General features: G+C 62.0%; 19 protein-coding genes. 16 read left to right on the forward strand and 3 right to left on the reverse strand.

Going from position 1 to position 22,954, the window contains the following annotated elements:
* Positions 1 to 66: 66 nt before the first annotated feature.
* The 3 genes from sppA to J2046_RS00655 all read left to right on the forward strand — a co-directional run bounded on the left by sppA (position 67) and on the right by J2046_RS00655 (position 1,789).
* On the forward strand, positions 67 to 1,053 hold the full coding sequence (sppA, locus tag J2046_RS00645; protein ID WP_210047860.1) for a signal peptide peptidase SppA: 987 nt from the start codon (positions 67 to 69) through the stop codon (positions 1,051 to 1,053).
* Positions 1,050 to 1,349 carry an integration host factor subunit beta gene (locus tag J2046_RS00650; RefSeq protein WP_037159231.1) on the forward strand — a complete coding sequence of 100 codons (300 nt, stop codon included), beginning with the start codon at positions 1,050 to 1,052 and terminating at the stop codon, positions 1,347 to 1,349. Before sppA ends, J2046_RS00650 begins: the two co-directional genes overlap by 4 nt.
* A 104-nt stretch (positions 1,350 to 1,453) precedes the next feature.
* Positions 1,454 to 1,789 carry a LapA family protein gene (locus J2046_RS00655; protein WP_210047861.1) on the forward strand — a complete coding sequence of 112 codons (336 nt, stop codon included), beginning with the start codon at positions 1,454 to 1,456 and terminating at the stop codon, positions 1,787 to 1,789.
* A gap of 3 nt (positions 1,790 to 1,792) precedes the next feature.
* On the opposite strand, the gene J2046_RS00660 is transcribed toward J2046_RS00655, so the two are convergent.
* On the reverse strand, positions 1,793 to 2,248 hold the full coding sequence (locus J2046_RS00660) for an SRPBCC family protein (RefSeq protein ID WP_210047863.1): 456 nt from the start codon (positions 2,246 to 2,248) through the stop codon (positions 1,793 to 1,795).
* Positions 2,249 to 2,424: 176 nt separating this feature from the next.
* Here J2046_RS00660 and J2046_RS00665 point away from each other — a divergent pair, with 176 nt between their 5' ends.
* The 5 genes from J2046_RS00665 to olsB all read left to right on the forward strand — a co-directional run bounded on the left by J2046_RS00665 (position 2,425) and on the right by olsB (position 7,683).
* Positions 2,425 to 3,519: a class I SAM-dependent methyltransferase gene (locus J2046_RS00665; protein ID WP_210047871.1), complete on the forward strand. Its 1,095-nt coding sequence runs from the start codon at positions 2,425 to 2,427 to the stop codon at positions 3,517 to 3,519.
* Positions 3,516 to 4,376, forward strand: a complete 861-nt coding sequence (locus J2046_RS00670) for a TrmH family RNA methyltransferase (protein WP_210047873.1) — start codon at positions 3,516 to 3,518, stop codon at positions 4,374 to 4,376. The genes J2046_RS00665 and J2046_RS00670 overlap by 4 nt, the downstream gene beginning before the upstream one ends.
* The gene (gene lspA / locus J2046_RS00675) at positions 4,373 to 4,864 is read left to right on the forward strand and encodes a signal peptidase II (protein WP_210047882.1); all 492 of its coding nucleotides are present in this window, start codon (positions 4,373 to 4,375) and stop codon (positions 4,862 to 4,864) included. The genes J2046_RS00670 and lspA overlap by 4 nt, the downstream gene beginning before the upstream one ends.
* A 56-nt stretch (positions 4,865 to 4,920) precedes the next feature.
* Positions 4,921 to 6,711 carry a hybrid sensor histidine kinase/response regulator gene (locus tag J2046_RS00680; RefSeq protein ID WP_210047884.1) on the forward strand — a complete coding sequence of 597 codons (1,791 nt, stop codon included), beginning with the start codon at positions 4,921 to 4,923 and terminating at the stop codon, positions 6,709 to 6,711.
* A 99-nt stretch (positions 6,712 to 6,810) separates the two neighbouring features.
* Entirely contained in the window at positions 6,811 to 7,683 is an 873-nt protein-coding gene (gene olsB, locus J2046_RS00685) for a l-ornithine N(alpha)-acyltransferase (protein ID WP_210047886.1), read from the forward strand.
* A 105-nt stretch (positions 7,684 to 7,788) separates the two neighbouring features.
* Here the strand turns inward: olsB and J2046_RS00690 are convergent, their stop codons facing one another.
* The gene (locus J2046_RS00690; protein ID WP_210047888.1) at positions 7,789 to 10,074 is read right to left on the reverse strand and encodes an NADP-dependent malic enzyme; all 2,286 of its coding nucleotides are present in this window, start codon (positions 10,072 to 10,074) and stop codon (positions 7,789 to 7,791) included.
* A 197-nt stretch (positions 10,075 to 10,271) separates the two neighbouring features.
* Between J2046_RS00690 and mutS the strand changes: the two genes are divergently transcribed.
* The 5 genes from mutS (at position 10,272) to murJ (ending at position 19,226) form a co-directional block, all read left to right on the forward strand.
* A complete protein-coding gene (gene mutS, locus J2046_RS00695) occupies positions 10,272 to 12,914 on the forward strand; it encodes a DNA mismatch repair protein MutS (protein ID WP_233469499.1) in 2,643 nt (880 codons plus the stop codon).
* A 92-nt stretch (positions 12,915 to 13,006) separates the two neighbouring features.
* Entirely contained in the window at positions 13,007 to 13,543 is a 537-nt protein-coding gene (locus J2046_RS00700) for a cysteine hydrolase family protein (protein WP_325169718.1), read from the forward strand.
* 121 nt (positions 13,544 to 13,664) lie between these two features.
* Positions 13,665 to 14,681 (forward strand): helix-turn-helix domain-containing protein, encoded by a 1,017-nt coding sequence (locus tag J2046_RS00705; protein ID WP_210047894.1) that lies wholly within the window; start codon positions 13,665 to 13,667, stop codon positions 14,679 to 14,681.
* A 110-nt stretch (positions 14,682 to 14,791) separates the two neighbouring features.
* Positions 14,792 to 17,641 (forward strand): [protein-PII] uridylyltransferase, encoded by a 2,850-nt coding sequence (locus tag J2046_RS00710; protein WP_210047896.1) that lies wholly within the window; start codon positions 14,792 to 14,794, stop codon positions 17,639 to 17,641.
* 10 nt (positions 17,642 to 17,651) lie between these two features.
* The gene (murJ, locus tag J2046_RS00715; RefSeq protein WP_210047898.1) at positions 17,652 to 19,226 is read left to right on the forward strand and encodes a murein biosynthesis integral membrane protein MurJ; all 1,575 of its coding nucleotides are present in this window, start codon (positions 17,652 to 17,654) and stop codon (positions 19,224 to 19,226) included.
* Between the two features lie 17 nt (positions 19,227 to 19,243).
* Here the strand turns inward: murJ and J2046_RS00720 are convergent, their stop codons facing one another.
* On the reverse strand, positions 19,244 to 19,717 hold the full coding sequence (locus J2046_RS00720) for a YcbK family protein (RefSeq protein WP_210047900.1): 474 nt from the start codon (positions 19,715 to 19,717) through the stop codon (positions 19,244 to 19,246).
* 982 nt (positions 19,718 to 20,699) lie between these two features.
* On the opposite strand from J2046_RS00720, the gene J2046_RS00725 reads away from it, so the two are divergent.
* The 3 genes from J2046_RS00725 (at position 20,700) to J2046_RS00735 (ending at position 22,880) form a co-directional block, all read left to right on the forward strand.
* Positions 20,700 to 21,098, forward strand: a complete 399-nt coding sequence (locus J2046_RS00725) for a VOC family protein (protein WP_210047902.1) — start codon at positions 20,700 to 20,702, stop codon at positions 21,096 to 21,098.
* Between the two features lie 96 nt (positions 21,099 to 21,194).
* Positions 21,195 to 22,265 (forward strand): tryptophan--tRNA ligase, encoded by a 1,071-nt coding sequence (gene trpS, locus J2046_RS00730; protein ID WP_210047904.1) that lies wholly within the window; start codon positions 21,195 to 21,197, stop codon positions 22,263 to 22,265.
* A 123-nt stretch (positions 22,266 to 22,388) separates the two neighbouring features.
* Positions 22,389 to 22,880, forward strand: a complete 492-nt coding sequence (locus J2046_RS00735) for a universal stress protein (RefSeq protein ID WP_037159183.1) — start codon at positions 22,389 to 22,391, stop codon at positions 22,878 to 22,880.
* Positions 22,881 to 22,954 lie beyond the last annotated feature (74 nt).

Consider the following 22,954-nt stretch of genomic DNA (forward strand, 5'->3'; position numbering starts at 1 on the left):
TGCCCTCGTGTAAAACACGCTACAGAGCCTATTTAGCTGCTGCTGGGCAGATTTGAGGGTGTTTTTATGGATCAAATGGCAATTGCCGATCGGCGTTCTCTGCGCCGCAAGCTGAGCTTCTGGCGCATCGTTGCCCTGATCATGCTGGTCGGTATCGGAGTTGCACTCTACCGGGTTGCGCTCGGCGATCGTGCCGGTGCGGCCGTACCGCACGTTGCGCGTGTCGAGATTTCCGGTTTGATCACCGATAACAAGGAACTCCTGGAGCGGCTCGACCGGATTGCCGACAGCAATCAGGCTAAGGCGCTCATCGTCTCGATCTCCTCGCCGGGCGGAACGACCTATGGGGGAGAACGCATCTTCAAGGCGATCCGCCACATTGCCGAAAAGAAGCCCGTCGTCTCCGACATCCGTACGCTCGCGGCGTCCGCCGGTTACATGATCGCCACCGCGGGCGATCAGATCGTTGCGGGCGAGAGTTCGATCACGGGCTCGATCGGGGTGATCTTCCAGTATCCGCAGCTTGACGAGGTCATGAAGAAGGTTGGCGTCTCGCTGGAGGAGATCAAGTCGGCGCCGCTGAAGGCCGAGCCTTCACCCTTCCATCCGGCGAGCGAGGAAGCCAAGGCCATGATCCGCAGCATGGTGATGGACAGTTACGGCTGGTTTGTCGATCTCGTCGCCGACCGCCGCAAACTGCCGCGCGAGGACGTGCTGAAGCTCGCCGACGGCACGATCTTCACCGGTCGCCAGGCGCTCAATGTCAAGCTGGTCGACAAGCTCGGCGGCGAGGACGATATCCGCGCCTATCTGGAAACGCGTGGCGTCGCGAAGGACCTGCCGGTCGTGGACTGGAAGGAGCGCAGCTCCGCCTCGTCCTTCTGGTTGGCGGGCGCGCTTGCGGAGTTTGTGAAGCAGACCGGCCTTGCCCAGGTCGTGACGCCGGAGACGCTTCGCGCGCTCGGCGCCGACAAGTTGTTCCTTGACGGTCTGGTCTCGGTTTGGCAGGTTGGCACGGTTGAAAATCTAGCCTTTTCAAGGGGGCAACCGTGATCAAGTCTGAATTGGTTCAGATCGTCGCAGCGCGCAATCCGCATCTCTATCATCGCGACGTCGAGAACATCGTGAATGCCGTGCTCGACGAGATCACAGATGCCCTTGCTGCGGGAAACCGCGTCGAACTGCGCGGTTTCGGCGCCTTTTCGGTCAAGAATCGTCCTTCTCGATCCGGTCGAAACCCGCGCACCGGCGAAAGCGTCTTTGTCGAGGAGAAGTGGGTTCCCTTCTTCAAGACCGGCAAGGAACTGCGCGAACGACTGAATCCGGGCCTTGCGGACGAAGACGATTGACATCGCCGGCCGCGGCCTTCCGTCGCCTTTGAAAGCCCATAAACTGCGCCTATTCTGCAACAGCTGCCGATCAAACGGCAATCGTTGCTGCCGGGAGATGTCCGATGGATAAGCTCAAAAAGATCATCAGCCTTCTGATCCTGGTGCCGCTCGGCATTGTGCTGATCGTTCTTGCGGTGGCGAACCGCCAGATGGCCATCCTCGCGCTCAATCCCTTCCGGCCGGAGGACAGTGTCCTTTCGGTGAGCGCTCCTTTCTTCGTGTTCCTCTTTCTTGCCGTCCTCATCGGCATGGTGATCGGTTCGGCTGCGACCTGGTGGAGCCAGGGCAAGTACCGCAAGCAGGCCCGCGCCGAGGCGCGCGAAGCCGTCAAATGGCAGAAGGAGCACCAGGCAGTGCTTGCAGGACGGCCTGGATCGCAGCAGCTTCCGGCAAAATAAGGATCAGGCCTGGCTGACCCTGGCGACGACGGCTTTGTTGAAATCCGCGAAGAACTGCGCTGCGAGCTTCTGCGAGGTCGAATCGATCAGGCGCGAGCCGAGCTGGGCGATCTTGCCGCCGACCTGCGCCTTGGTCGCATAGCGCAGCAACGTGTCGGCACCGTCTTCCAGCAGGGTCACGGTTGCTGAACCCTTGGCGAAGCCGGCAATGCCGCCCTTGCCTTCGCCGGAGATCATGTAGCTCTCCGGCGGGTTGATGTCGGAAAGGGTCACTTCGCCGGAGAAGGTTGCCGAAACCGGGCCGACCTTCAGTTTCACGGTGGCGGCGAGTTCCGTTGGCGACTTCTGTTCCAGGCTTTGACAGCCGGGAATGCACTGGCGGAGGATATCCGGGTCGTTCAGTGCCTCCCAGACCACTTCGCGGGGTGCCGCAATCCGTTCTTCGCCGCCCATATCCATGTGATGCTCCTCCTTGGATTTTGCTGATTGTCATATTGCAAGCGCCGATACCTTTGCCAAGGGGGACATTGGGCGGACAGGTCGGTCGTGAAGAAAACCTGGCCTCTGCCGGCGCACGGCTTTGAAGAATGCGCGGCGGATGTTATCTGCTGCCTTGCGAAGAATAACCCAGGCGGATGAACGCATTGAAGAACAAGGAAAGGCGGCCGGAACGAAAGGCCCGGCCAGAGACAGGCCACCGGCCTGCGCGCGGGAATGCTGCCCCGGCCAGGCCGGTGCCACGGTCGCAGGAGAAATCCGCAGGACCCGCAACGTCTGCGCCGGCAGAAAGTCGGCCGCTGAACGTGCGCGCGGGCGAGCCGCCTGCCGAACGCATTCCGGTGATCCTGGAATCGTCGGGTGCCGGAGATTTCCACCTGATCGACAGCGGCAAGGGCCTCAAGCTCGAGCAATACGGCCCCTATCGCATCGTTCGCCCGGAAGCGCAGGCGCTCTGGCAGCCGTCGCTTGCCGCCCATGTATGGGAGAGGGCGGATGCGGTTTTCACCGGTGACACGGATGAGGACGGCATGGGCCGTTGGCGTTTTCCCAAGGAGGCGCTCGGCGAGACCTGGCCGCTTTCCCTTCTCGGCATTGACTTCCTCGGCCGCTTCACCGCCTTCCGCCATGTCGGGGTCTTCCCCGAACAGATCGCCCACTGGAGCTGGATGAAAACCCGCATCGAAGAGGCAAAACGGCCCGTCAAGGTGCTGAACCTTTTCGGCTATACGGGCGTCGCTTCGCTGGTGGCGGCCGCCGCTGGCGCGGAGGTCACTCATGTGGACGCCTCGAAGAAGGCGATCGGCTGGGCGCGCGAGAACCAGGCGCTTGCGCGACTCGAAAGGGCGCCGATCCGCTGGATTTGCGAGGATGCCATGAAGTTCATCCTGCGCGAGGAACGCCGCGGCAACCGTTACGACATCATCCTCACCGACCCGCCCAAGTTCGGCCGCGGGCCTAACGGCGAGGTCTGGCAGCTCTTCGATCATCTGCCGCTGATGCTCGATATCTGCCGCGAACTGCTGTCACCAAAGGCGATCGGCCTTGTGCTGACCGCCTATTCCATCCGGGCAAGCTTCTATTCCATCCACGAACTGATGCGCGAGACGATGCGCGGAGCGGGCGGCATAGTGGAATCGGGCGAACTCGTCATCCGCGAGGCCGGGCTCGACGGCAAAGGCCACGGCCGCGCGCTTTCCACTTCGCTTTTCAGCCGCTGGGTGCCGGCATGACAGATGAATTTCAGAGATCAGGACCAATACGGGTAGGACAGGTGAAGGAAGTCACCTCGCTTGCCAACCCGATCATCAAGGATATCAAGGCGCTCAGCAACAAGAGGGATCGCGAGGAAAGCGGGACCTTCATGGCCGAGGGCTTGAAGCTCGTCATCGACGCGCTGGAACTCGGCTGGTCCATCCGCACTCTCGTCTACGCCAAGGCGGCGAAGGGCAAGCCGTTGGTGGAACAGGTGGCGGCGAAGACCGTCGCCCGGGGTGGATTGGTGCTGGAAGTCAGCGAAAAGGTGCTTTCGTCGATCACCCGGCGCGACAATCCGCAGATGGTGGTCGGCATTTTCGAACAGCGCTGGAAGCGGCTGGACGATCTGAGGCCTGCCAGGGAGGAGACTTTCGTGGCGCTCGACCGGGTGCGCGACCCGGGCAATCTCGGTACGATCATCCGGACGGCCGATGCGGCCGGGGCCTCCGCCGTGTTCCTGGTCGGCGAATGCACTGATCCCTTTTCGCTGGAAACCGTACGGGCCACCATGGGCTCGGTCTTCGCGATGCCGGTCGTCAAATGTTCGGCGGAGGAGTTTCTCGCCTGGCAGAAGCGCTCCGGCACCCAGGTCGTCGCGACCCATCTGGCTGGTGCGGTCGACTACCGAACGGTCGACTATGAGAAGAAGCCGGTCGTTCTGTTGATGGGCAACGAACAGTCCGGCCTGCCAGACAATCTTGCCAGGGCCGCGGACCGCACGGTTCGTATCCCGCAGCAGGGAAGGGCCGATTCCCTCAATCTTGCCGTCGCCACTGCCGTGATGCTTTTCGAGGCGCGCCGTCATCTGCTGACCCTGGACGAGAAAAAATGAACGGACGCGTTGCCTTCCTCTCAAGACCGCTAACGGCCCTGATTGTCATCATCATCGCGGTCATCCTCGACCAGGCGGTGAAGATCGCGGTGGAAAACTATCTTCCCATGCAGGAGGCGGTGCCTTTGCTGCCGGTCCTGGCGCTCTATCGGACTTACAATCTCGGCGTCGCCTTCTCGCTTCTGTCCGGTATGGAGCGCGAATTCATCATCGGCATGCGGGTTGTCATCGTTGCCTTCGTGCTCTGGCTCTGGCGGCGCACGCCGAAGGATCGGCCGTTTGCCCATGCGGGCTTTTCGCTGATCATCGCCGGCGCGACCGGCAACCTGATCGACGGCTTCGTGTATGGGCATGTGATCGACTACATCCTGTTCCACACGGCGAGCTGGTCGTTCGCGGTCTTCAATCTGGCGGACAGTTTCATCACCATCGGCGCCGGATTTGTGATCCTTGATGAGCTTTTAGGGCCGAAAAAAAGCGATCAATAAAATTTTACCCAATTGCTCTAGGGATTGGGAAAGGAAACGTCGGTAATCTTTCCCTCATGCGCGATATTGCAGAAATACATGAACGTATTGCCAAAGCGTTCGCGTCCCCTGCATCCGCCGATTCGCCCGAATCGGCGGGCGAACGGATCGTCCCTGCGTTAGGGCTGCGCGCTTCGGAAGAAACGCGTCTGCCGTCCAGCCCCTTCGCCGCTGCCTTTTCCTGGGTTTCCGCATGGTTCCGCCAGCGCACCGTCACCCGACTCCATCACGCCTGGGTGGAGGCGGAGGCGGCAAGCGCTGCAAAATCCCGGCAGATCGCCACCGTGGTCCACGAAATCCGCACGCCGCTCAATGGCATCCTGGGCATGACCCATCTGCTCGGTCAGACGAAACTGACGGCTGAACAGCAGAATTATCTGAGCGGCATCCGCCAGTCGGGTTACGCGCTGGCGCAGCTTGTCGAGGATCTCCTGGACTATTCGACGCTGGAAGCCGGCCGCTTCCGGCTGAACAACAGGGCGGAGAACCTGCGTCATCTGATCGAGAGCGTCGTCGAGATGCTGGCCCCCCGTGCGCACGAAAAGCGCATAGAGATTGCCGCGACCGTCGCGGCCGATCTTCCCGATCTTCTCGATTTCGACCCTGCCCGCATCCGTCAGGTGCTCTTTAACGTCGTCGGCAATGCGGTGAAATTTACGACTGAAGGCGGTGTGCTGGTGCGGGCGTCCGTCGGGAGTGGCCCCGAGAACAACAATGTGACGATCGCGGTCACAGACAGCGGCCCCGGCATGACTGAGGAGGAACAGGCGCGGATTTTCGGGGAATTCGAACAGGTCGGCACCGCCGAGGCGCGCAGCGGCGGCACCGGTCTCGGACTTGCCATCGCCTCCCGCATCCTGACCGAATTCGGTGGTTCGCTTTCGGTCGCCAGCCGGAAGGGAACCGGCACGACGTTTACGATCCGCTTTCCTCTGCATCTTGCGGAAGCGGTTCTGTCCGGACCCATCGAGAGAAGCCAGTTGCTCGCCCGTTCGCGCGTCCTGCTTCTGGCGCCCGATGGTCCGGCTGCCACGGCGACCGTATCGACCATCCAGACGCTTGGCGGCCGCTGCCGGCATGTGTCCAGCACCGCTGATGTGCCGATGCTGATCGACCGCGAGGCCGCCGGCTCAATGCCTTATACGGACCTGATCGTCGATCACCGGCTCGCATCGGATTACGCCAATGAGAAGGCGCATGCGGCTCTTCATCGCATCCTGCTCGTCAATCCCGAAGAACGGGCGTCCCAGCCGCAGGACTTCTTCGATGCCTGGCTTATCCGGCCGCTGCGGGAAAAATCGTTGATCGACGTGCTGAGCGGCCGCTTGAGAGGTTTCCGCACACGCGATGTCCTCAGCGACAGCCAGCCGACGCCTGCTCCGGTTGTCGAGATGCACGCGGCCGGGCTCGATGTGCTGCTCGGCGAAGACGATCCTGTCAGTGCGCTGCTTATCCGCGCGATTCTGGGAAAAGCGGGACATCGCGTCCGCCTCGCGGAGGATTTTCCGTCGCTGGTAAAGGCCGCACTGAAGAAAGACGCTCGGCCGGACCTCGTCATTTCCGACATGCATATGCCGGGCGGCAGTGTCTTCGATCTCCTGTCGGCCCTGCGCGCCGACGATCGCCCGGAAGCAGGTCCTTCCGTTCCGGTGATCGTGCTGACCGGCGAGAGCCGCGAGACCGCCCATCGGGAGGTGCTTCTCAGTGGCGCGAGCCGCGTGCTCGGCAAGCCGATCGACCCCGTGAAGCTTGTGGAGGAAATCGGGGCTCTGGGCATTCTTGGCTCCGAACGTCAACAGGTCCGTTGACGCGATCATCGGCGGACCATATTGTGACAGAAGTTGTCACGTGCCTGTCGTGGAGACGTGATTTATGGTGGTGATCCAACCGGTACGGGACGAATCACCATGGCAATTGAACTCCTGAACCGTGAAGTGACCCCTGAAACAAACCAGGCACCGGCCCCTACTCCGGATAACGGCGATGTGTTCGGCCGAATAGGCACGCTCGAAACTCGGCTCGCCCGTAGCGAGCGCGAGATCGACGCCGCCCAGGCCGTCCGCTATCGCGTCTTTGTCGAAGAGATGAACGCGACGCTCAATCCGGATGCCATGCGCCTCCACCGCGATGTCGATGCCTATGACGCGATCTGTGATCATCTTCTGGTCATCGACAATGCGATCGAGGGCGATATCGAAGATCAGATCGTCGGCACCTACCGCCTGCTCAGGCAGGAAGTGGCGCTCGCCAATGGTGGTTTCTATTCAGCCTCCGAGTTCGATATCGAACCGCTGCTTGCCCGTCACCCGGACAAGCAGTTCATGGAACTCGGCCGCTCCTGCGTGCTGCCGGACTACCGTACCAAGCGAACGGTGGAATTGCTCTGGCAGGGCAACTGGGCCTATTCGCTGAAGCACGGCATGAACGCCATGTTCGGCTGCGCCTCCTTCCCGGGCGTGGTGCCGGAAGAACATGCGCTGGCTCTTTCCTTCCTGTATCATACGGTCTTGGCCAAGGGCGAATGGGCTGTTTCCGCTCGGCCGGAACTCCATCAAGAGATGAATCTGATGCCGCTGGAAGGGATCAACACCCGCAAGGCGCTATCGGCACTGCCGCCGCTGATCAAGGGTTATCTGCGCCTCGGCGCGATGATCGGCGACGGTGCGGTCGTCGACCGGGCCTTTAACACGACCGATGTGCTGGTCGTGCTGCCGATCGCCGCGATCTCGGACCGCTACATCAATTACTATGGCGCCGACGCCGGCCGCTTCGCGAGCTGACGGATCCAATCGTTTCCGCCAACAGTGCAGCTTATAAATTCGTATTCGATGTTCAAAAAGGCCGGGGCGGTATAACCGCCCCGGCCTTTTGCTGGATACCGCCTCTTACGTCCCCGCGTTATAGGCCGCGATCGCCGCCATGTTGACGATATCGCTGTCCTTCGCGCCCATCGAGGTAATCTGCACCGATTTGTCGAGGCCGACGAGCAGCGGGCCGATGACGGTGGAGGCGCCGAGTTCCTGCAGCATGCGCGTCGAGATCGAGGCGGAATGGATCGCCGGCATGACGAGCACGTTGGCCGTGCCGGAAAGCCGGCAGAACGGATACTGCTCCATCCGGTGCGGGTTGAGCGCCACGTCGGCCGCCATTTCGCCGTCATATTCGAAATCGACGCGCCGGTGGTCGAGGATTTTCACTGCCTCGCGCACCCGCTCCGAACGTTCGCCGATCGGCTGGCCGAAGGTCGAATAGGCGAGCATGGCAATGCGGGGCTCGTAGCCCATGCGCTTTGCGACCCGTGCGGCTTCGACCGCAATATCGGCAAGGTCTTCGGCATTCGGCATGTCGTGCACGGCGGTGTCCGCCACGAAGATCGTGCGGCCGCGGGCGATCACGATCGAAACCCCGATCACCTTGTGGCCCGGCTTGGCGTCGATGCAGCGGCTGACGTCGGCAAGCGCCGTGGCATAATTGCGGGTCGTGCCTGTCACCATCGCATCCGCGTCGCCCACGGCCACCATGGTCGCTGCGAAATGGTTGCGGTCGTTATGGATGAGGCGCTGCACGTCGCGGTAGAGGAAGCCCTGGCGCTGCAGGCGGGCATAGAGGTGGTCGATATAAGCTTCGACGCGGTTCGAGAGGCGGGCATTGACGATCTCGATGCCCGGTCGGTCGAGATCGATGCCGGCCTTCTCCGCCGTCGCGCGGATCACGTCGTCGCGGCCGAGCAGGATGGCGGTTCCAAGCCCTTGATGGCAGAAGGAGATCGCCGCGCGCATGACCTGCTCTTCCTCGGCCTCGGCGAAGACGACCCGTTTCGGGAAACGCCGTACCCGCTCGTAGATGCCTTGCGTCGTCGCGGCGATCGGATCGCGACGGGCGGAAAGCTCGGCGGCATAGGAGGCAAGGTTGGTGATGTTCTTGCGTGCCACGCCGCTTTCCATCGCCGCTTCAGCGACGGCGACCGGGATCGCCGAGATGAGGCGCGGATCGAAAGGAACCGGGATGATGTATTGCGCACCGAAGCGTGGCCGGTTGCCCTGATAGGCGGCGGCGACGTCGTCCGGCACGTCCTCGCGGGCGAGATTCGCGAGTGCGTGGACGGCGGCGATCTTCATCGCATCATTGATCTGCGAAGCACGCACGTCGAGCGCACCACGGAAGATATAGGGAAAGCCGAGCACGTTGTTGACCTGGTTCGGATAATCGGAACGCCCGGTCGCCATGATCGCGTCGTCGCGGATACGGGCGACTTCTTCCGGCGTGATTTCCGGGTCGGGGTTCGCCATGGCGAAAATGATCGGCTTGTCTGCCATGGAGCGGATCATTTCTTCGGTGAACGCACCCTTCTGGGAAAGGCCGAACACCACGTCGGCACCCTTCATGGCTTCTTCCAGCGTCCGCTTGGTCGTCTTGACCGCGTGCGCGGATTTCCACTGGTTCATCCCCTCGGTACGTCCCTGGTAGATCACGCCCTTGGTGTCGCAGAGGATGATGTTGTCCGGATTGAAGCCCATCGCCTTGATGAGTTCGACGCAGGCGATTGCCGCTGCACCCGCGCCATTGCAGACGAGCTTTGTGGTTTTGAGATCCCGTCCGGTGAGTTCCAGCGCGTTGATGAGGCCCGCGGCGGCGATGATCGCGGTCCCATGCTGGTCGTCGTGGAAGACCGGGATGTCCATCAGTTCCCGGAGCCGGCTTTCGATGATGAAGCACTCTGGCGCCTTGATGTCCTCCAGGTTGATACCGCCGAAGGAAGGGCCGAGAAAGCGCACGCAGTTGATAAACTCATCGACATTCTCGGTATCGACTTCAAGGTCGATCGAATCGACGTCTGCGAAGCGCTTGAAGAGAACCGACTTGCCTTCCATGACCGGCTTGGAGGCGAGAGCGCCGAGATTGCCGAGGCCGAGGATCGCGGTGCCGTTGGAAATGACGGCCACCATGTTGCCACGGGTCGTGTAGTCGTAGGCCGTTGCGGGGTCTGCGGCGATCGCCTTTACAGGAACCGCAACGCCCGGCGAGTAGGCGAGCGAAAGATCCCGCTGTGTCGCCATCGGCTTTGTGGGGTTGATTTCCAGCTTTCCGGGCCGGCCTTCCGAGTGGAAATCGAGTGCTTCCTGTTCGGTCACCGATGCGTGCGTCCTGGCGGCCTTGTCGTTGGCAGGCATGTCTCCTCCAGCTTTTTGTGGGCAGCCGTCTTTGAGGCCGCGGCAGATGTTGTCTTTCAGGGGCCAACATCGATAGTGTCGTCAACTCCCTTGCGCAACAAAAATTCGGTTCCGTGACCCAGTTTGAAAGATTCTCCATCGAAGCCTTGAACGCCGCCGAGCTCACCTCGGAGGAAAGCCGTGCATCGGCGACGCCGATGATGGAGCAGTATATCGAGATCAAGGCGAACAATCCCGGTTCGCTGCTCTTCTATCGCATGGGCGATTTCTACGAGCTCTTTTTCGAGGATGCGGTGGAAGCCTCCCGAGCGCTCGGCATAACGCTCACGAAGCGCGGCCAGCATATGGGGCAGGATATCCCCATGTGCGGCGTGCCGGTACACGCGGCGGACGACTATCTCCAGAAACTCATCGCGCTCGGCTTCCGCGTCGCCGTCTGCGAGCAGGTGGAAGACCCGGCGGAGGCGAAGAAGCGCGGCTCGAAATCGGTGGTAAAGCGGGATGTCGTGCGCCTTGTCACACCCGGCACGATCACCGAGGAAAAGCTGCTCGTCGCCTCCGAATCGAACTATCTCATGGCGCTCGCCCGCATTCGGGGATCGGTCGAAGCGCAGATGGCGCTTGCCTGGATCGACATCTCCACCGGCGTTTTCCGGCTGGCGGAGACCGATCCGTCGCGCTTGCTGGCGGACATTCTGCGCATCGACCCGCGCGAGCTGATATTGGCCGATACGACCTTCCACGATGCCGAGCTGAAGCCCGTCTTCGACGTGCTCGGCAAGGTCGCCGTGCCGCAGCCTGCCGTGCTTTTCGACAGTGCCAGCGCCGAAGGCCGCATCGCGCGCTATTTCGGCGTCGGCACGCTGGATGGTTTCGGCGCCTTTTCCCGCTCGGAATTGGCCGCCGCCGCGGCCGCCGTTGCCTATGTCGAAAAGACCCAGATCACCGAGCGCCCGCCGCTTGGCCGTCCGGAGCGTGAAAGCGGCGCCTCGACCCTCTTTATCGATCCGGCGACGCGCGGCAACCTTGAACTCACCAGAACGCTTTCGGGTGAGCGTGACGGCACGCTTCTGAAAGCGATCGATCGTACCGTCACCGGCGGCGGCGCCCGATTGTTGGCCGAACGGCTGATGTCGCCGCTGACCGATCCGGATCGCATCGGCCGGCGGCTGGATTCCATCTCCTTCCTGCTGGAGGAGCCCGGTCTCTGCGGCGATCTGCGCTCGTCGCTGAAACACGTGCCGGACATGCCGCGCGCCCTCTCGCGTCTGGCGCTGGATCGCGGCGGTCCGCGCGATCTCGGCTCCATTCTCCAGGGGCTCGAAGCTGCCCGCGGTGTCACCGCGTTCCTTGAGCGCTCCATGCTGCCGGACGAGCTTGGTCAGGCGCTGGCAGATCTGAAAGCCCTGCCGCTGCACCTGGAATCCATGCTGGCCAACATGCTGGCCAAGGAGCTGCCGCTTTTGAAGCGCGACGGTGGTTTCCTGGCCGAAGGCGCCCATTCCGAACTCGATGAAGTGCGGGCGCTGCGCGACCAGTCCCGCAAGGTGATCGCCGGATTGCAGCTTCAATATGCCGAGGAGACCGGCATCAAGTCGCTGAAGATCAAGCACAACAACGTGCTCGGTTATTTCATCGAAGTGACCACCGGCAATTCCGGCACGATGACCGACACGGCGGAAGGCAAGGCACGCTTCATCCACCGCCAGACAATGGCCAATGCCATGCGGTTTACCACGACCGAGCTTGCCGATCTCGAAAGCCGCATCGCCAACGCCGCCGACCGGGCGCTGACGATCGAGCTGGAAGCATTCGACAGGATGGTCCAGGCCGTGACGTCCGAAGCGGAAGCGATCAAGGCCGGCGCCCGCGCGCTCGCCGTCATCGATGTGGCCGCCGGCCTCGCCATGCTGGCCGAGGAATGGGATTACCGCCGCCCGGTGGTGGACGCCTCCCGCATGTTCGCGATCGAGGGCGGCCGCCATCCGGTCGTCGAGCAGGCGCTGCGTCGCCAGTCTTCGGGCCCGTTCATCGCCAATGACTGCGATCTTTCCCCGCATGGGGATGGTGAATTCGGCGCGCTCTGGCTGCTGACCGGCCCGAACATGGGCGGTAAGTCGACATTCCTGCGCCAGAACGCGCTGATCGCCATTTTGGCGCAGATGGGTTCCTTCGTGCCGGCGGCCTCCGCCCATATCGGCATCGTCGACCGGCTGTTTTCCCGCGTCGGCGCGTCGGACGACCTTGCGCGCGGCCGCTCCACCTTCATGGTCGAAATGGTCGAGACGGCAGCGATTTTGAATCAGGCGACGGATCGTTCGCTGGTCATTTTGGACGAGATCGGCCGCGGCACCGCGACGTTCGACGGCCTGTCGATCGCCTGGGCGGCGGTCGAGCACCTGCACGAGGCGAACCGCTGCCGCGGCCTCTTCGCCACCCATTTCCACGAACTCACCGTGCTCTCGGAAAAGCTCAACCGGCTTTCCAACGCCACGATGAAGGTGAAGGAATGGGACGGCGAGGTGATCTTCCTGCACGAGGTCGGTCCTGGTGCGGCCGACCGCTCCTACGGCATTCAGGTCGCCCGGCTTGCCGGCCTGCCGGACAGCGTCGTTGCCCGCGCCCGCGACGTGCTGACGAAACTGGAAGATTCCGACCGCAAGAACCCCGCAAGCCAGCTGATCGACGACCTGCCGCTCTTCCAGGTCGCCGTCCGCCGCGAGGAGATAAAGCGCGCCGGCCCCTCGAAGGTCGAGGAGGCGCTGAAAGCCATCAACCCCGACGACATGACCCCGCGCGAGGCCTTGGATGCGCTCTATGCGCTGAAGAAGCAGCTCTAGACTCTGGCACGGCATGTCGGATTGGGCTGGCATGTCACAAAAATGAAGTCGGAAGACGGTACGGCTCGCGCATGAATAAGCCATGCCTCATCGTGATCGATATGATCAGGGACTATCTCTGTTCTTGGGAGCCCGAAGCTTTGAGAGAGCTCGTCGGGAATACCAACAAACTCATTGAAAACTTCAAGCGAAGGCAGCTTCCGGTTATTTGGGTCCGAAACGAATTCCGGCCCGACCTGAGCGATGCGTTTCCGGAAATGCGCGAGAAGAATGTCCGGCTTGCCATTCAGGATACGCCAGGCGCTCAATTACATCCGGATCTTTTATGGAGTCCGTCCGACATAACCGTCATCAAGAAACGATACAGCGCTTTCTTCGGAACCGATCTGGACGAACTTCTGGCAGAGCTGGGCGCTACGGATCTCGTTCTTTGCGGAATCAATACGCATGCCTGTATCCGGACGGCTGCGATCGACGCCTATCAAAGGGATTTCCGTGTCTTTCTTGCAGAAGAGTGCATCGGTACCTACGACGATGAACACGGCCGTATCTCCTTGAATTATATGGACGGGAAAATCGCAAAGCTTGCGACGGTTGATAAAATCCTGTCGCTTGCCGAAAGTGGCTGATCCGTAATCTGCCGCGAGGAAGACTGGGGCGCCTGGTCCCCAATCCCCATGCCTTTCGACGCTGAACATGCTATGGGCCTTCGAAAATCGTGATTGAGGCCGCTCTCGTTAGGTATCCGCATTGCCTTCCATCCCCTTGCCCTTCTTGGCCGGCCTTATTTTTGTGCTGACGCTTTATCGCAGCCTGAAGGGCGTCGAGGTTTCCGGAACCCGGCGCTACTTCTACGCTTTCCTCGTCCTCTATGCCCTGCAGGGCATCGGCGTCGGCCTCCGCTTCGGTTACGGTGTGGAAAGGCTGGCGCCTTTTCTGCCGGTGTCGGCCTCCGCCATGGCGCCGCTGGCCTTCCTCGCCTTTCGCGGCCTGACCGCGAAACCTCTTTCGAGGGCCTGGCTTCACAGCCTGCCGCCCCTGGCGGTCGCCGTCTCGGTGGCGTTCTTCCGCGATCTCGTCGATCTGCTGCTGCTTGCGGTTTTCCTGGCCTATGGCACGGCGCTGTGGCGTCTGACCGTCTCCGACGGCGACGAGGTAATGGCGGAAGCCTCGCTGCAGCGCATGCGCCCGGCGCTGCGGGCCGCACGCCTGACGGCCGGTCTCATGCTTTTCTTTGCGGTCAGCGATGCAGCCCTTGCCCTTTACACCGACGTTTATGGTCCCGGGAACGTGCCGTTGGTGGTCGGCCTGATGAATATCGCCGCGATCGCGGCCGTGCTTGTCTACTATTTCGCGCCGGATTTTTCCGCGACGGGCCGCCCCGAAGCCGCGTCGAAACCGACGATCGAAGACCGTGCCGTTCTCGCCCGCGTGGAAGCAGCCCTCGACGAGCGCGAGCTCTACAGGAACGAGGACCTGAGCCTGGCCAAGCTCGCCCGCCGCGCTGGCCTTCCATCCCGCGATGTCTCCGCGGCCGTCAACCGTGCGACGGGCCTCAACGTGTCGCAATTCGTCAACAACCGGCGCATTGCCGAAGCCTGCCGCCTCCTGCGCGAAAGTGAACGAACGGTGACGCAGATCATGCTCGATGCCGGCTTTTCGACGAAATCGAACTTTAATCGCGAATTCCGCCGCGTCACCGGCATGAGCCCGGCACAATACCGGGCAAGGGAGCAGGGCGGCAATGTCGCAAAGGCGCGGGCTTGAACTTCTCGGCCCGAAGAAACAACTTTGAAACGGCCGGCGTGATAATCGTTGGTCAAGGTGCCTTAAAATCGCTATAGCCTGCCCCCGCAGGCCGGCACCGGCAGGATAACATGGCCAGATACGATATCGACTTTTCCGAACTTCTCGATGTAGCCCGCCTTCGGGCCGAATGCCGCGCGATCGTCGCGCATAGTGACCGCCCGCAGCTCGAAATGCGCGCAGTCCTTCTGCCGCTCCTGCGTCGCGCGAGCGTCGAGGGCCGCCAGAAGGCGCGGGAACTGCTTGCCAAAGATGGCAGCGGATTGAACTGCGCCCGCCGCATTTCCTGGCTTCAGGACGAGCTCATCTGCATCCTGCACGAGACGATTGCAGACAGCTTTTATCCGGAGGGCTCTGATATCGCAGTGGCGGCTGTCGGCGGCTATGGCCGCGGCACGCTTGCGCCGGGCTCTGATATCGACCTTCTCTTCCTGCTGCCGGAAAAGAATACCGATAACATGCGCAAGGCCGTGGAGTTCCTGCTCTACATTCTGTGGGACATGGGCTTCAAGGTCGGCCATGCGACCCGCACCGTCGAGGAGTGCATCCGTCTGTCCAGGACGGACATGACCATCCGCACGGCCATCCTGGAAACCCGTCACATCTGTGGCAGGCAGGCGCTGGTCGAGGACCTGCAGAGCCGGTTCGACAGGGAGATCGTCGCCGATACCGGCCCCGAATTCATCGCCGCCAAGCTTGCCGAACGCGACCAGCGCCACCAGAAGGCCGGCGATACTCGCTATCTGGTCGAACCCAATGTCAAGGAAGGCAAAGGCGGGCTTCGCGACCTTCATACGCTTTTCTGGATCGCCAAATATTATTACCGCGTCCGTGATACGGAAGAACTCGTCAAGCTCGGCGTGTTGTCCCGCGAGGAATGGCGGCTGTTCGAAAAGGCGGATGACTTCCTTTGGGCGGTGCGTTGCCAGATGCATTTCCTGACCGGCAAGGCGGAGGAGCGGCTTTCCTTCGATATCCAGCGGGAGATTGCAGAAAGCCTGGGTTACCACACGCGCCCCGGCCTTTCGGCCGTCGAGCGCTTCATGAAGCACTACTTCCTGGTCGCCAAGAACGTCGGCGATCTGACGCGCATCCTCTGCGCCGCACTCGAGGATGAGCAGGCCAAGGCCGCGCCGGGACTCACCCAGCGCGTCATTTCCCGCTTCACCAAGCGGCTCCGCAAGATCCCCGGCACGCTGGATTTCGTCGAGGATCGCGGCCGCATCACGCTTGCAGCCCCGGACGTCTTCAAGCGCGACCCCGTCAATATCATCCGCTTCTTCCACGTCGCGGACATCAACGGCCTCGAGCTGCATCCCGATGCGCTCAAACACATGACCCGTTCGCTCTCGCTGATCGATAACGACGTGCGCGAGAACGAGGAGGCGAACCGTCTCTTCCTCTCCATGCTGACGTCCCGCCGCGATCCGGCGCTGATGCTCCGCCGCATGAATGAGGCCGGCGTGCTCGGCCGTTTCATTCCGGAATTCGGCAAGGTCGTCGCGATGATGCAGTTCAACATGTATCATCACTATACGGTCGATGAGCACCTGATCCGGTCCGTCGAGGCGCTTTCGGAGGTCGATCAGGGCAAGACGGCGGACATCCATCCGCTGTCGAACAAGCTGATGCCCGGTATCGAGGACCGCACGGTGCTTTATGTGGCGGTGCTGCTGCACGATATCGCCAAGGGCCGCCAGGAGGATCATTCGATCGCCGGAGCCCGCATCGCGCGCAAGCTCTGCCCGCGTCTCGGTCTCAATCCGAAGCAGACCGAGCTCGTCGTCTGGCTGATCGAGCAACATCTCCTGATGTCCATGACCGCCCAGACCCGCGACCTGCACGACCGCAAGACGATCACGGACTTCGCCGAGAAGGTGCAGTCGATGGATCGGCTGAAGCTGCTCCTGATCCTGACGATCTGCGATATCCGCGCCGTCGGCCCGGGTGTGTGGAACGGCTGGAAGGGCCAGTTGCTGCGCACCCTCTACTACGAGACGGAACTCCTGCTCTCCGGAGGCTTTTCGGAAGTCTCCCGCAAGGAGCGCGCCAAGCTTGCCGAGGAAGAGCTCTTCAAGGCCCTGTCAGACTGGAGCCAGAAGGATCGCCGCACCTATTCGAAGCTCCACTACCAGCCCTACCTGCTGTCAGTCTCGCTGGAAGACCAGGTCCGCCACGCGAAATTCATCCGCGATGCGGACAAGGCCGACCAGGCTCTCGCCACCATGGTGCGCACGGACAGTTTCCACGCCATCACCGAGATCACGGTGCTCGCGCCTGACCATCCGCGCCTCCTGTCGATTATCGCCGGGGCCTGCGCTGCGGCCGGCGCCAATATCGCCGATGCGCAGATCTTCACCACGACGGATGGCCGGGCCCTGGATACCATCCTCGTCAACCGCGAATTTGCCGTCGACGAGGACGAACTGCGCCGCGCCGGTACGATCAGCCGGATGATCGAGGACGTGCTGTCGGGAAAGAAACGCCTGCCGGAGGTCATTGCGACGCGCGCCAGGTCCCGCAAGCGCAACAAGACCTTCGTGATTCCGCCCTCGGTCATCATCTCGAACGGCCTGTCGAACAAGTTCACGGTCATCGAGGTGGAGTGCCTGGACCGTACCGGCCTGCTGGCCGATATCACGGCGGTTCTGGCGGATCTCTCGCTCGACATTCATTCGGCACGCATCACCACCTTCGGCGAAAAGGTCATCGATACCTTCTACGTCACCGACCTCGTCGGCCAGAAGGTCGTGAACGAGAACCGCCAGGGCAATATTTCCGCAAGGCTGAAGGCGGTCATGGCCGAGCAGGAGGACGAGCTTCGAAGCGGCATGCCGGCCGGCATCATCGCGCCTGCGCCGAACCCTGAACAGGCTCCTGCCCCCGCGCCCCCGGCCCGCAAGGCCAAGGCCAGCGTGTGAGCACCGTCTGATGAGCCTCGTGAAGAAATTCGCGACCGTCGGCGGCGCGACGCTCGGCAGCCGCATCTTCGGCTTCGCCCGCGAGACGCTGATGGCGGCGGCTCTCGGTACCGGGCCGATGGCAGACGTGTTTTATGCCGCCTTCCGTTTCCCGAACCTCTTCCGCCGGCTATTTGCCGAAGGCGCGTTCAACGCCGCCTTCGTGCCGCTGTTTTCCAAGGAGATCGAGGCGAATGGCGTCGAGGGCGCCAAACGCTTCTCCGAGGAAGTCTTCGGCGTCCTCTTCTCCGCGCTGATGCTGATCACCATCGTCATGGAGCTTTTGATGCCCTGGCTGGTGCAGTGGATCATCGCACCGGGCTTTGCCGACGATGCGGAAAAGACATCCATCACCATCCGCATGGCGGCGGTGATGTTCCCCTATCTGATGTGCATGTCGCTGACGGCGATGATGAGCGGCATGCTGAACTCGCTGCACCATTTCTTCGCGGCCGCCATCGCGCCGGTTTTCCTGAACGTGGTGATGATCGGCGCGCTCTTCTACGGGCTGTGGATCGGTGCCGATCCTTTGACGATCGCCTGGTATCTCTCCTGGAGCGTGCTTGCGGCCGGTCTGTTGCAGCTTGCCGTCGTTTATGTCGGGGTGCGGCATGCGGGCATCAATATCGGTCTCCGCCGCCCGAGGATGACGCCGAACGTCAAGCGCCTGCTGGTGCTGGCGGTCCCGGCCGCCGTTACCGGCGGCATCACCCAGATCAACCAGATCATCGGCCAGGCGATCGCGTCCGGAAAGGAAGGTGCGATTGCAGCCCTTCAATATGCCGATCGCATCTACCAGCTTCCGCTCGGCGTCGTCGGTGTCGCGGTGGGCGTCGTGCTTTTGCCGGAACTTTCAAGGGCGCTCAAGGGCGGCCACATGCGCGAGGCCGCCAATATCCAGAACCGCTCGATTGAATTCGTGCTGTTCCTGACGCTGCCGGCCGCCGCCGGCCTCTGGATCCTGTCGGACGCGATCATCCGCGTGCTTTACGAGCGCGGCGCGTTCTCGGCGGAAAACACGTCCGTGGTCGCCGCGATCCTCGCCATCTACGGCATCGGCCTACCGGGCTTCGTGCTGATCAAGGCGTTGCAGCCGGGTTTTTATGCCCGTGAGGATACGAAAACGCCGATGCGCTTCACCATGATCTCGGTTGTCATCAATTCGGGACTGGCGATTTCGCTCTTTCCGCTGATTGCCGAACGCGGCATCGCCACCGCCGAGGCGGCTGCCGGCTGGACCAACACGGTCCTGCTCTTCTCGACGCTTCTCTGGCGGGGCGATCTCGTCTGGGAATGGGCGCTTGCGAAACGCGTCGGCCTGCTTCTCGTTTCGGCCGGCATCATGTCGGGAGCGCTCGTCTATGCGCTGCGCTATGCCGATCCGTGGCTGCAGCCGGAGGTCTCGCTTCTCCAGCAGGTCGCCGCACTCGGTTGCCTTCTGGCGCTGGCAATGGTCGTCTATTTCGCTTGCGCTTTCCTGATCGGCGGCGCCGATATCGGCATGATCAGGCGCAATCTGAAGCGCAGGCCGAAGCCGAGCGAGTAGCGCTTGTCCGGCTTATATCAGGAACGGCTGCGGCGTTTGAGGCTCGCAAGGCCCTTCCCCCTGCCGCAATGTGCCCAGGTCCGCTTCGGGCCGATATCCACATGCACGATGCCGTTGCAGTAGCGGCCGATGCCGCCGATGCCCGGCGCGGTGGCGGCCGCGGCAAGGATCTTCTTCTCCGAAACGCCCGGAACGCGGATATCGGCGGCATAGCAGCGGCTGTGCTGCGATCTGCCGGAATGCGGCCGGTGGCCGGACGTCACCATTGGCTTTCGGCCGGTCTGCTTGGCGATGTGGGCGAGGATGGCGCCGAGCTTTTCGGGAAAGCAGCCTGTCCGGACGCTGACCCGCTGGACCGTGTAGAAAGCCGAGTAGTCGTGTTTGAAAGATGAGCCGCGGCGTTTCTGGCTTTGGCCGGCTTCCGCTTGGGCATTGGCATTGAGGCCGAATGCCAGAAGGCAGGCAAGCGCGACGCGAAAAATCATGCGCATGGGTCATCCCCCGAAAAGACCGGTCTTCATGACCGGTTAACCGTGATGTTCGGCGGGTATTTCTTTTCTAAAAGAGGCGTGAATAAGGAGGCTTTTGCTCAAAATTGGGAAAACGCCTGCCTAAATGGCTAACATCCGTTAATCTTTTCTGAGGGGGCGGAGTAGAATTTTGCTGTTTGAGTGTCAAAGCTATGTCGAAAGCGGTAGCTGTATCCGTCTTTTTGGGAGATCATCACCTGGAGCAGAAGGTATGCGCTCGACGGTGCGGCACGGCTTTCCCACCTCTCAAGCGCCTCCCGAGTAGGACGGTTGCTTGTCGGGGGAAGCCGGCGCGCCGATCCGATCCCCCCTTGAGGGGGAGATGCCCGGCAGGGCAGAGGGGGATGTGGCGAGGCAAATCAGGGCCTTGCGAGAAATCGACAGGAAAAATCGCTCCCGTTCATCCCCGCTCTCTCGCCTCATGCCTACAATTCCCCCGTCCCGCATCGGATACACCGGCAGGCGTGCCAGTGAGGCGGGGCCGGCGCGGGCGGTGAGGGTAGGACGCGAAACCTCATCGTCCGGGTCCGTGGAAAATGGTCTCCCTCCGGCGACACGGGGAGAGATGAAGGCAAACGGACCGACCCTCATCTCTTGATGCCCGAACGGCGCGTCGGATGTGCCTGTGCGGCAGACATGGTGGCCCGACGGATGGTTTCGCCGGATTTTTCATAGTCCGTCGAGATCCTCGGGTTAAACCCGAGGACCGGAAGCCGGCGGCAAAAGACCGTCCGGAAGGGCCAAGGCAGAGGGACCGGAGTCGCGGATAAAAACCGCCGAACGGGACGCTGAGAGGTGTCACCTATAAACTAACTTAAGAGGCAGCTTTCAGCGCCCCGTCCGATCCTCTCCCCTGATCCGGGGGGGGGCGAAAGAAAAAGCACAATGCATCAAGGGGGTAGTGTATCTATCGCTGCCTTTGTCCTCTTCACGGAGAACCGCCATGCCCAGCCAATCTCTTTTCCTCGTCACCCTCGTTGTGGACGATTACGACCGCGCCAGGGACTTCTTTTGCAGCTCGCTCGGTTTCGAATGCCTGGAAGACACGCCGCAGCCGGATGGCAAGCGCTGGGTCGTGGTGAGGCCGAAAGGCGGGGAGGGCGCGGCCCTGCTGCTCGCTCGGGCCGCGACGGAAAAGCAGAAATCGGCGATCGGCAACCAGACGGGCGGCCGGGTCGGCTTCTTCCTCAAGACGGACGATTTTGCCCGCGATCATGCTGCCATGATCGCCAGGGGTGTCCGGTTTCTCGAAGAGCCGCGGCGAGAAATCTACGGCACGGTGGCGGTCTTCGCCGATCCTTACGGCAACACCTGGGATTTGATTGAGCACAGGGCCGCGTGAGCCCTTGATTGCGCCCCGCCGCACGTGCATAAGCCCGGCCGTTAGCAACATGACCCTTCGGGTCTGGGGCCCTCCACAAGCCTAATCGAGGACGATATGAATACGAATACCTTTAAACCGCTTGTCTTTTCCGGCGTTCAGCCGACTGGCAATCTCCATCTCGGCAACTATCTCGGCGCGATCCGCAAGTTCGTCGCATTGCAGGAAAACAACGACTGCATCTACTGCGTCGTCGACCTGCATGCGATCACCGCCCAGCTCGTCCACGATGATCTGCGCGGCCAGATCCGTTCGATCGCCGCGGCCTTCATCGCTTCGGGTATCGACCCGAAGAAGCATATCGTCTTCAACCAGTCGGCCGTGCCGCAGCATGCGGAGCTCGCCTGGATTTTCAACTGCGTTGCCCGCATCGGCTGGATGAACCGCATGACGCAGTTCAAGGACAAGGCCGGCAAGGACCGCGAGAATGCTTCGCTCGGTCTGCTTGCCTATCCGAGCCTGATGGCGGCCGATATTCTCGTTTACCGCGCCACCCATGTGCCGGTCGGCGACGACCAGAAGCAGCACCTGGAACTTGCCCGCGACATCGCCCAGAAGTTCAACATCGACTTCCAGGAGAAGATCCGCGCGACCGGCACCGGCGTCGACATGGTGGTCGGCGAGGAGAAGATCCACGGCTACTTCCCGCTGGTCGAGCCGCTGATCGATGGGCCGGCGCCGCGCGTCATGTCGCTGCGCGACGGCACCAAGAAGATGTCGAAATCCGATCCGTCGGACCTGTCGCGCATTAACCTGATGGACGACGCGGACGACATCGCCAAGAAGATTCGCAAGGCCAAGACCGATCCGGAAGGCCTGCCGGGCGAGATCGAAGGTCTCAAGGACCGGCCGGAAGCCGACAACCTCGTCGGCATCTATGCCGCGCTCGCAGACAGGACGAAGGCGGATGTGCTTGCCGAATTCGGCGGCCAGCAGTTCTCGGTCTTCAAGCCGGCGCTTGCTGACCTCGCCGTTCATGTCCTGTCGCCGATCTCGGGCGAGATGCGCCGCCTGCTGGACGATACGTCGCATATCGACGCGATCCTCCGGGATGGCGGCGAACGTGCCCGCGCCCGTGCCGGAAAGGTTATGGCTGACGTCTTCGATATCGTCGGTTTCTTGCGCTGAACCGAGGTCTGCCGGGATTGCATACCCGCCACGGTTTCGTGGCGGGTTTTCATTTTCGGTCGAAGGTTTTAAGTTCCGCATCACGACCGCGGCGGTCGAGTAGATGCGAGCGAAGGGGCGGACATGGTTTCGAAACGGCTTTCTCGACTTGAAGGGCACAGGCGCAAATTCATGGCGGTCATCGATGCGACGCCGGAATGCGAAAAGGCCGTTCACTATGCAGGCCGCCGCGCCAAGAATTCCAATGGTGGCCTCGTGCTCCTCTTCGTGATTCCGGAAGGGGATTTTCAGCAGTGGCTTGGCGTCGAACAGATCATGCGCGCCGAAGCCCGCGAGGAGGCGGAAGCCGTCATGGCCAAGGCCGCCCAGAGGGTGCGCGAGACGATCGGCATCGATCCGGAAATCGTCATTCGCGAGGGAAGTGCCCCCGAACAGATCAACCAGCTCGTCGAGGAGGACCGGGATATTGCGATCCTGGTTCTTGCCGCCGCCTCCGCCAAGGAGGGACCGGGACCGCTGGTTTCCGCCGTTGCGGGCCGCGGCGCCACCTTCCCGATCCCCGTGACGGTCCTGCCGGATACGCTGACCGACGAGGAAATCGACGCGCTTGCCTGATGCCGCCCTTGACCTTCGCAGGGCAAATGCGCACTTGAACGAAAAGCTGATCCGGCTTATCTTCTTTTGAAGAA

Source organism: Neorhizobium petrolearium (assembly GCF_017873175.1).
Lineage (GTDB): Bacteria > Pseudomonadota > Alphaproteobacteria > Rhizobiales > Rhizobiaceae > Neorhizobium > Neorhizobium petrolearium.

Coding starts and splice junctions, on each gene's coding strand:
- sppA (WP_210047860.1), top strand. CDS start 67: ATGGATCAAATGGCAATTGCCGATCGGCGTTCTCTGCGCCGCAAGCTG.
- J2046_RS00655 (WP_210047861.1), top strand. CDS start 1,454: ATGGATAAGCTCAAAAAGATCATCAGCCTTCTGATCCTGGTGCCGCTC.
- J2046_RS00660 (WP_210047863.1), bottom strand. CDS start 2,248: ATGGATATGGGCGGCGAAGAACGGATTGCGGCACCCCGCGAAGTGGTC.
- J2046_RS00665 (WP_210047871.1), top strand. CDS start 2,425: ATGAACGCATTGAAGAACAAGGAAAGGCGGCCGGAACGAAAGGCCCGG.
- J2046_RS00670 (WP_210047873.1), top strand. CDS start 3,516: ATGACAGATGAATTTCAGAGATCAGGACCAATACGGGTAGGACAGGTG.
- lspA (WP_210047882.1), top strand. CDS start 4,373: ATGAACGGACGCGTTGCCTTCCTCTCAAGACCGCTAACGGCCCTGATT.
- J2046_RS00680 (WP_210047884.1), top strand. CDS start 4,921: ATGCGCGATATTGCAGAAATACATGAACGTATTGCCAAAGCGTTCGCG.
- olsB (WP_210047886.1), top strand. CDS start 6,811: ATGGCAATTGAACTCCTGAACCGTGAAGTGACCCCTGAAACAAACCAG.
- J2046_RS00690 (WP_210047888.1), bottom strand. CDS start 10,074: ATGCCTGCCAACGACAAGGCCGCCAGGACGCACGCATCGGTGACCGAA.
- mutS (WP_233469499.1), top strand. CDS start 10,272: ATGATGGAGCAGTATATCGAGATCAAGGCGAACAATCCCGGTTCGCTG.
- J2046_RS00710 (WP_210047896.1), top strand. CDS start 14,792: ATGGCCAGATACGATATCGACTTTTCCGAACTTCTCGATGTAGCCCGC.
- murJ (WP_210047898.1), top strand. CDS start 17,652: ATGAGCCTCGTGAAGAAATTCGCGACCGTCGGCGGCGCGACGCTCGGC.
- J2046_RS00720 (WP_210047900.1), bottom strand. CDS start 19,717: ATGCGCATGATTTTTCGCGTCGCGCTTGCCTGCCTTCTGGCATTCGGC.
- J2046_RS00725 (WP_210047902.1), top strand. CDS start 20,700: ATGCCCAGCCAATCTCTTTTCCTCGTCACCCTCGTTGTGGACGATTAC.
- trpS (WP_210047904.1), top strand. CDS start 21,195: ATGAATACGAATACCTTTAAACCGCTTGTCTTTTCCGGCGTTCAGCCG.
- J2046_RS00735 (WP_037159183.1), top strand. CDS start 22,389: ATGGTTTCGAAACGGCTTTCTCGACTTGAAGGGCACAGGCGCAAATTC.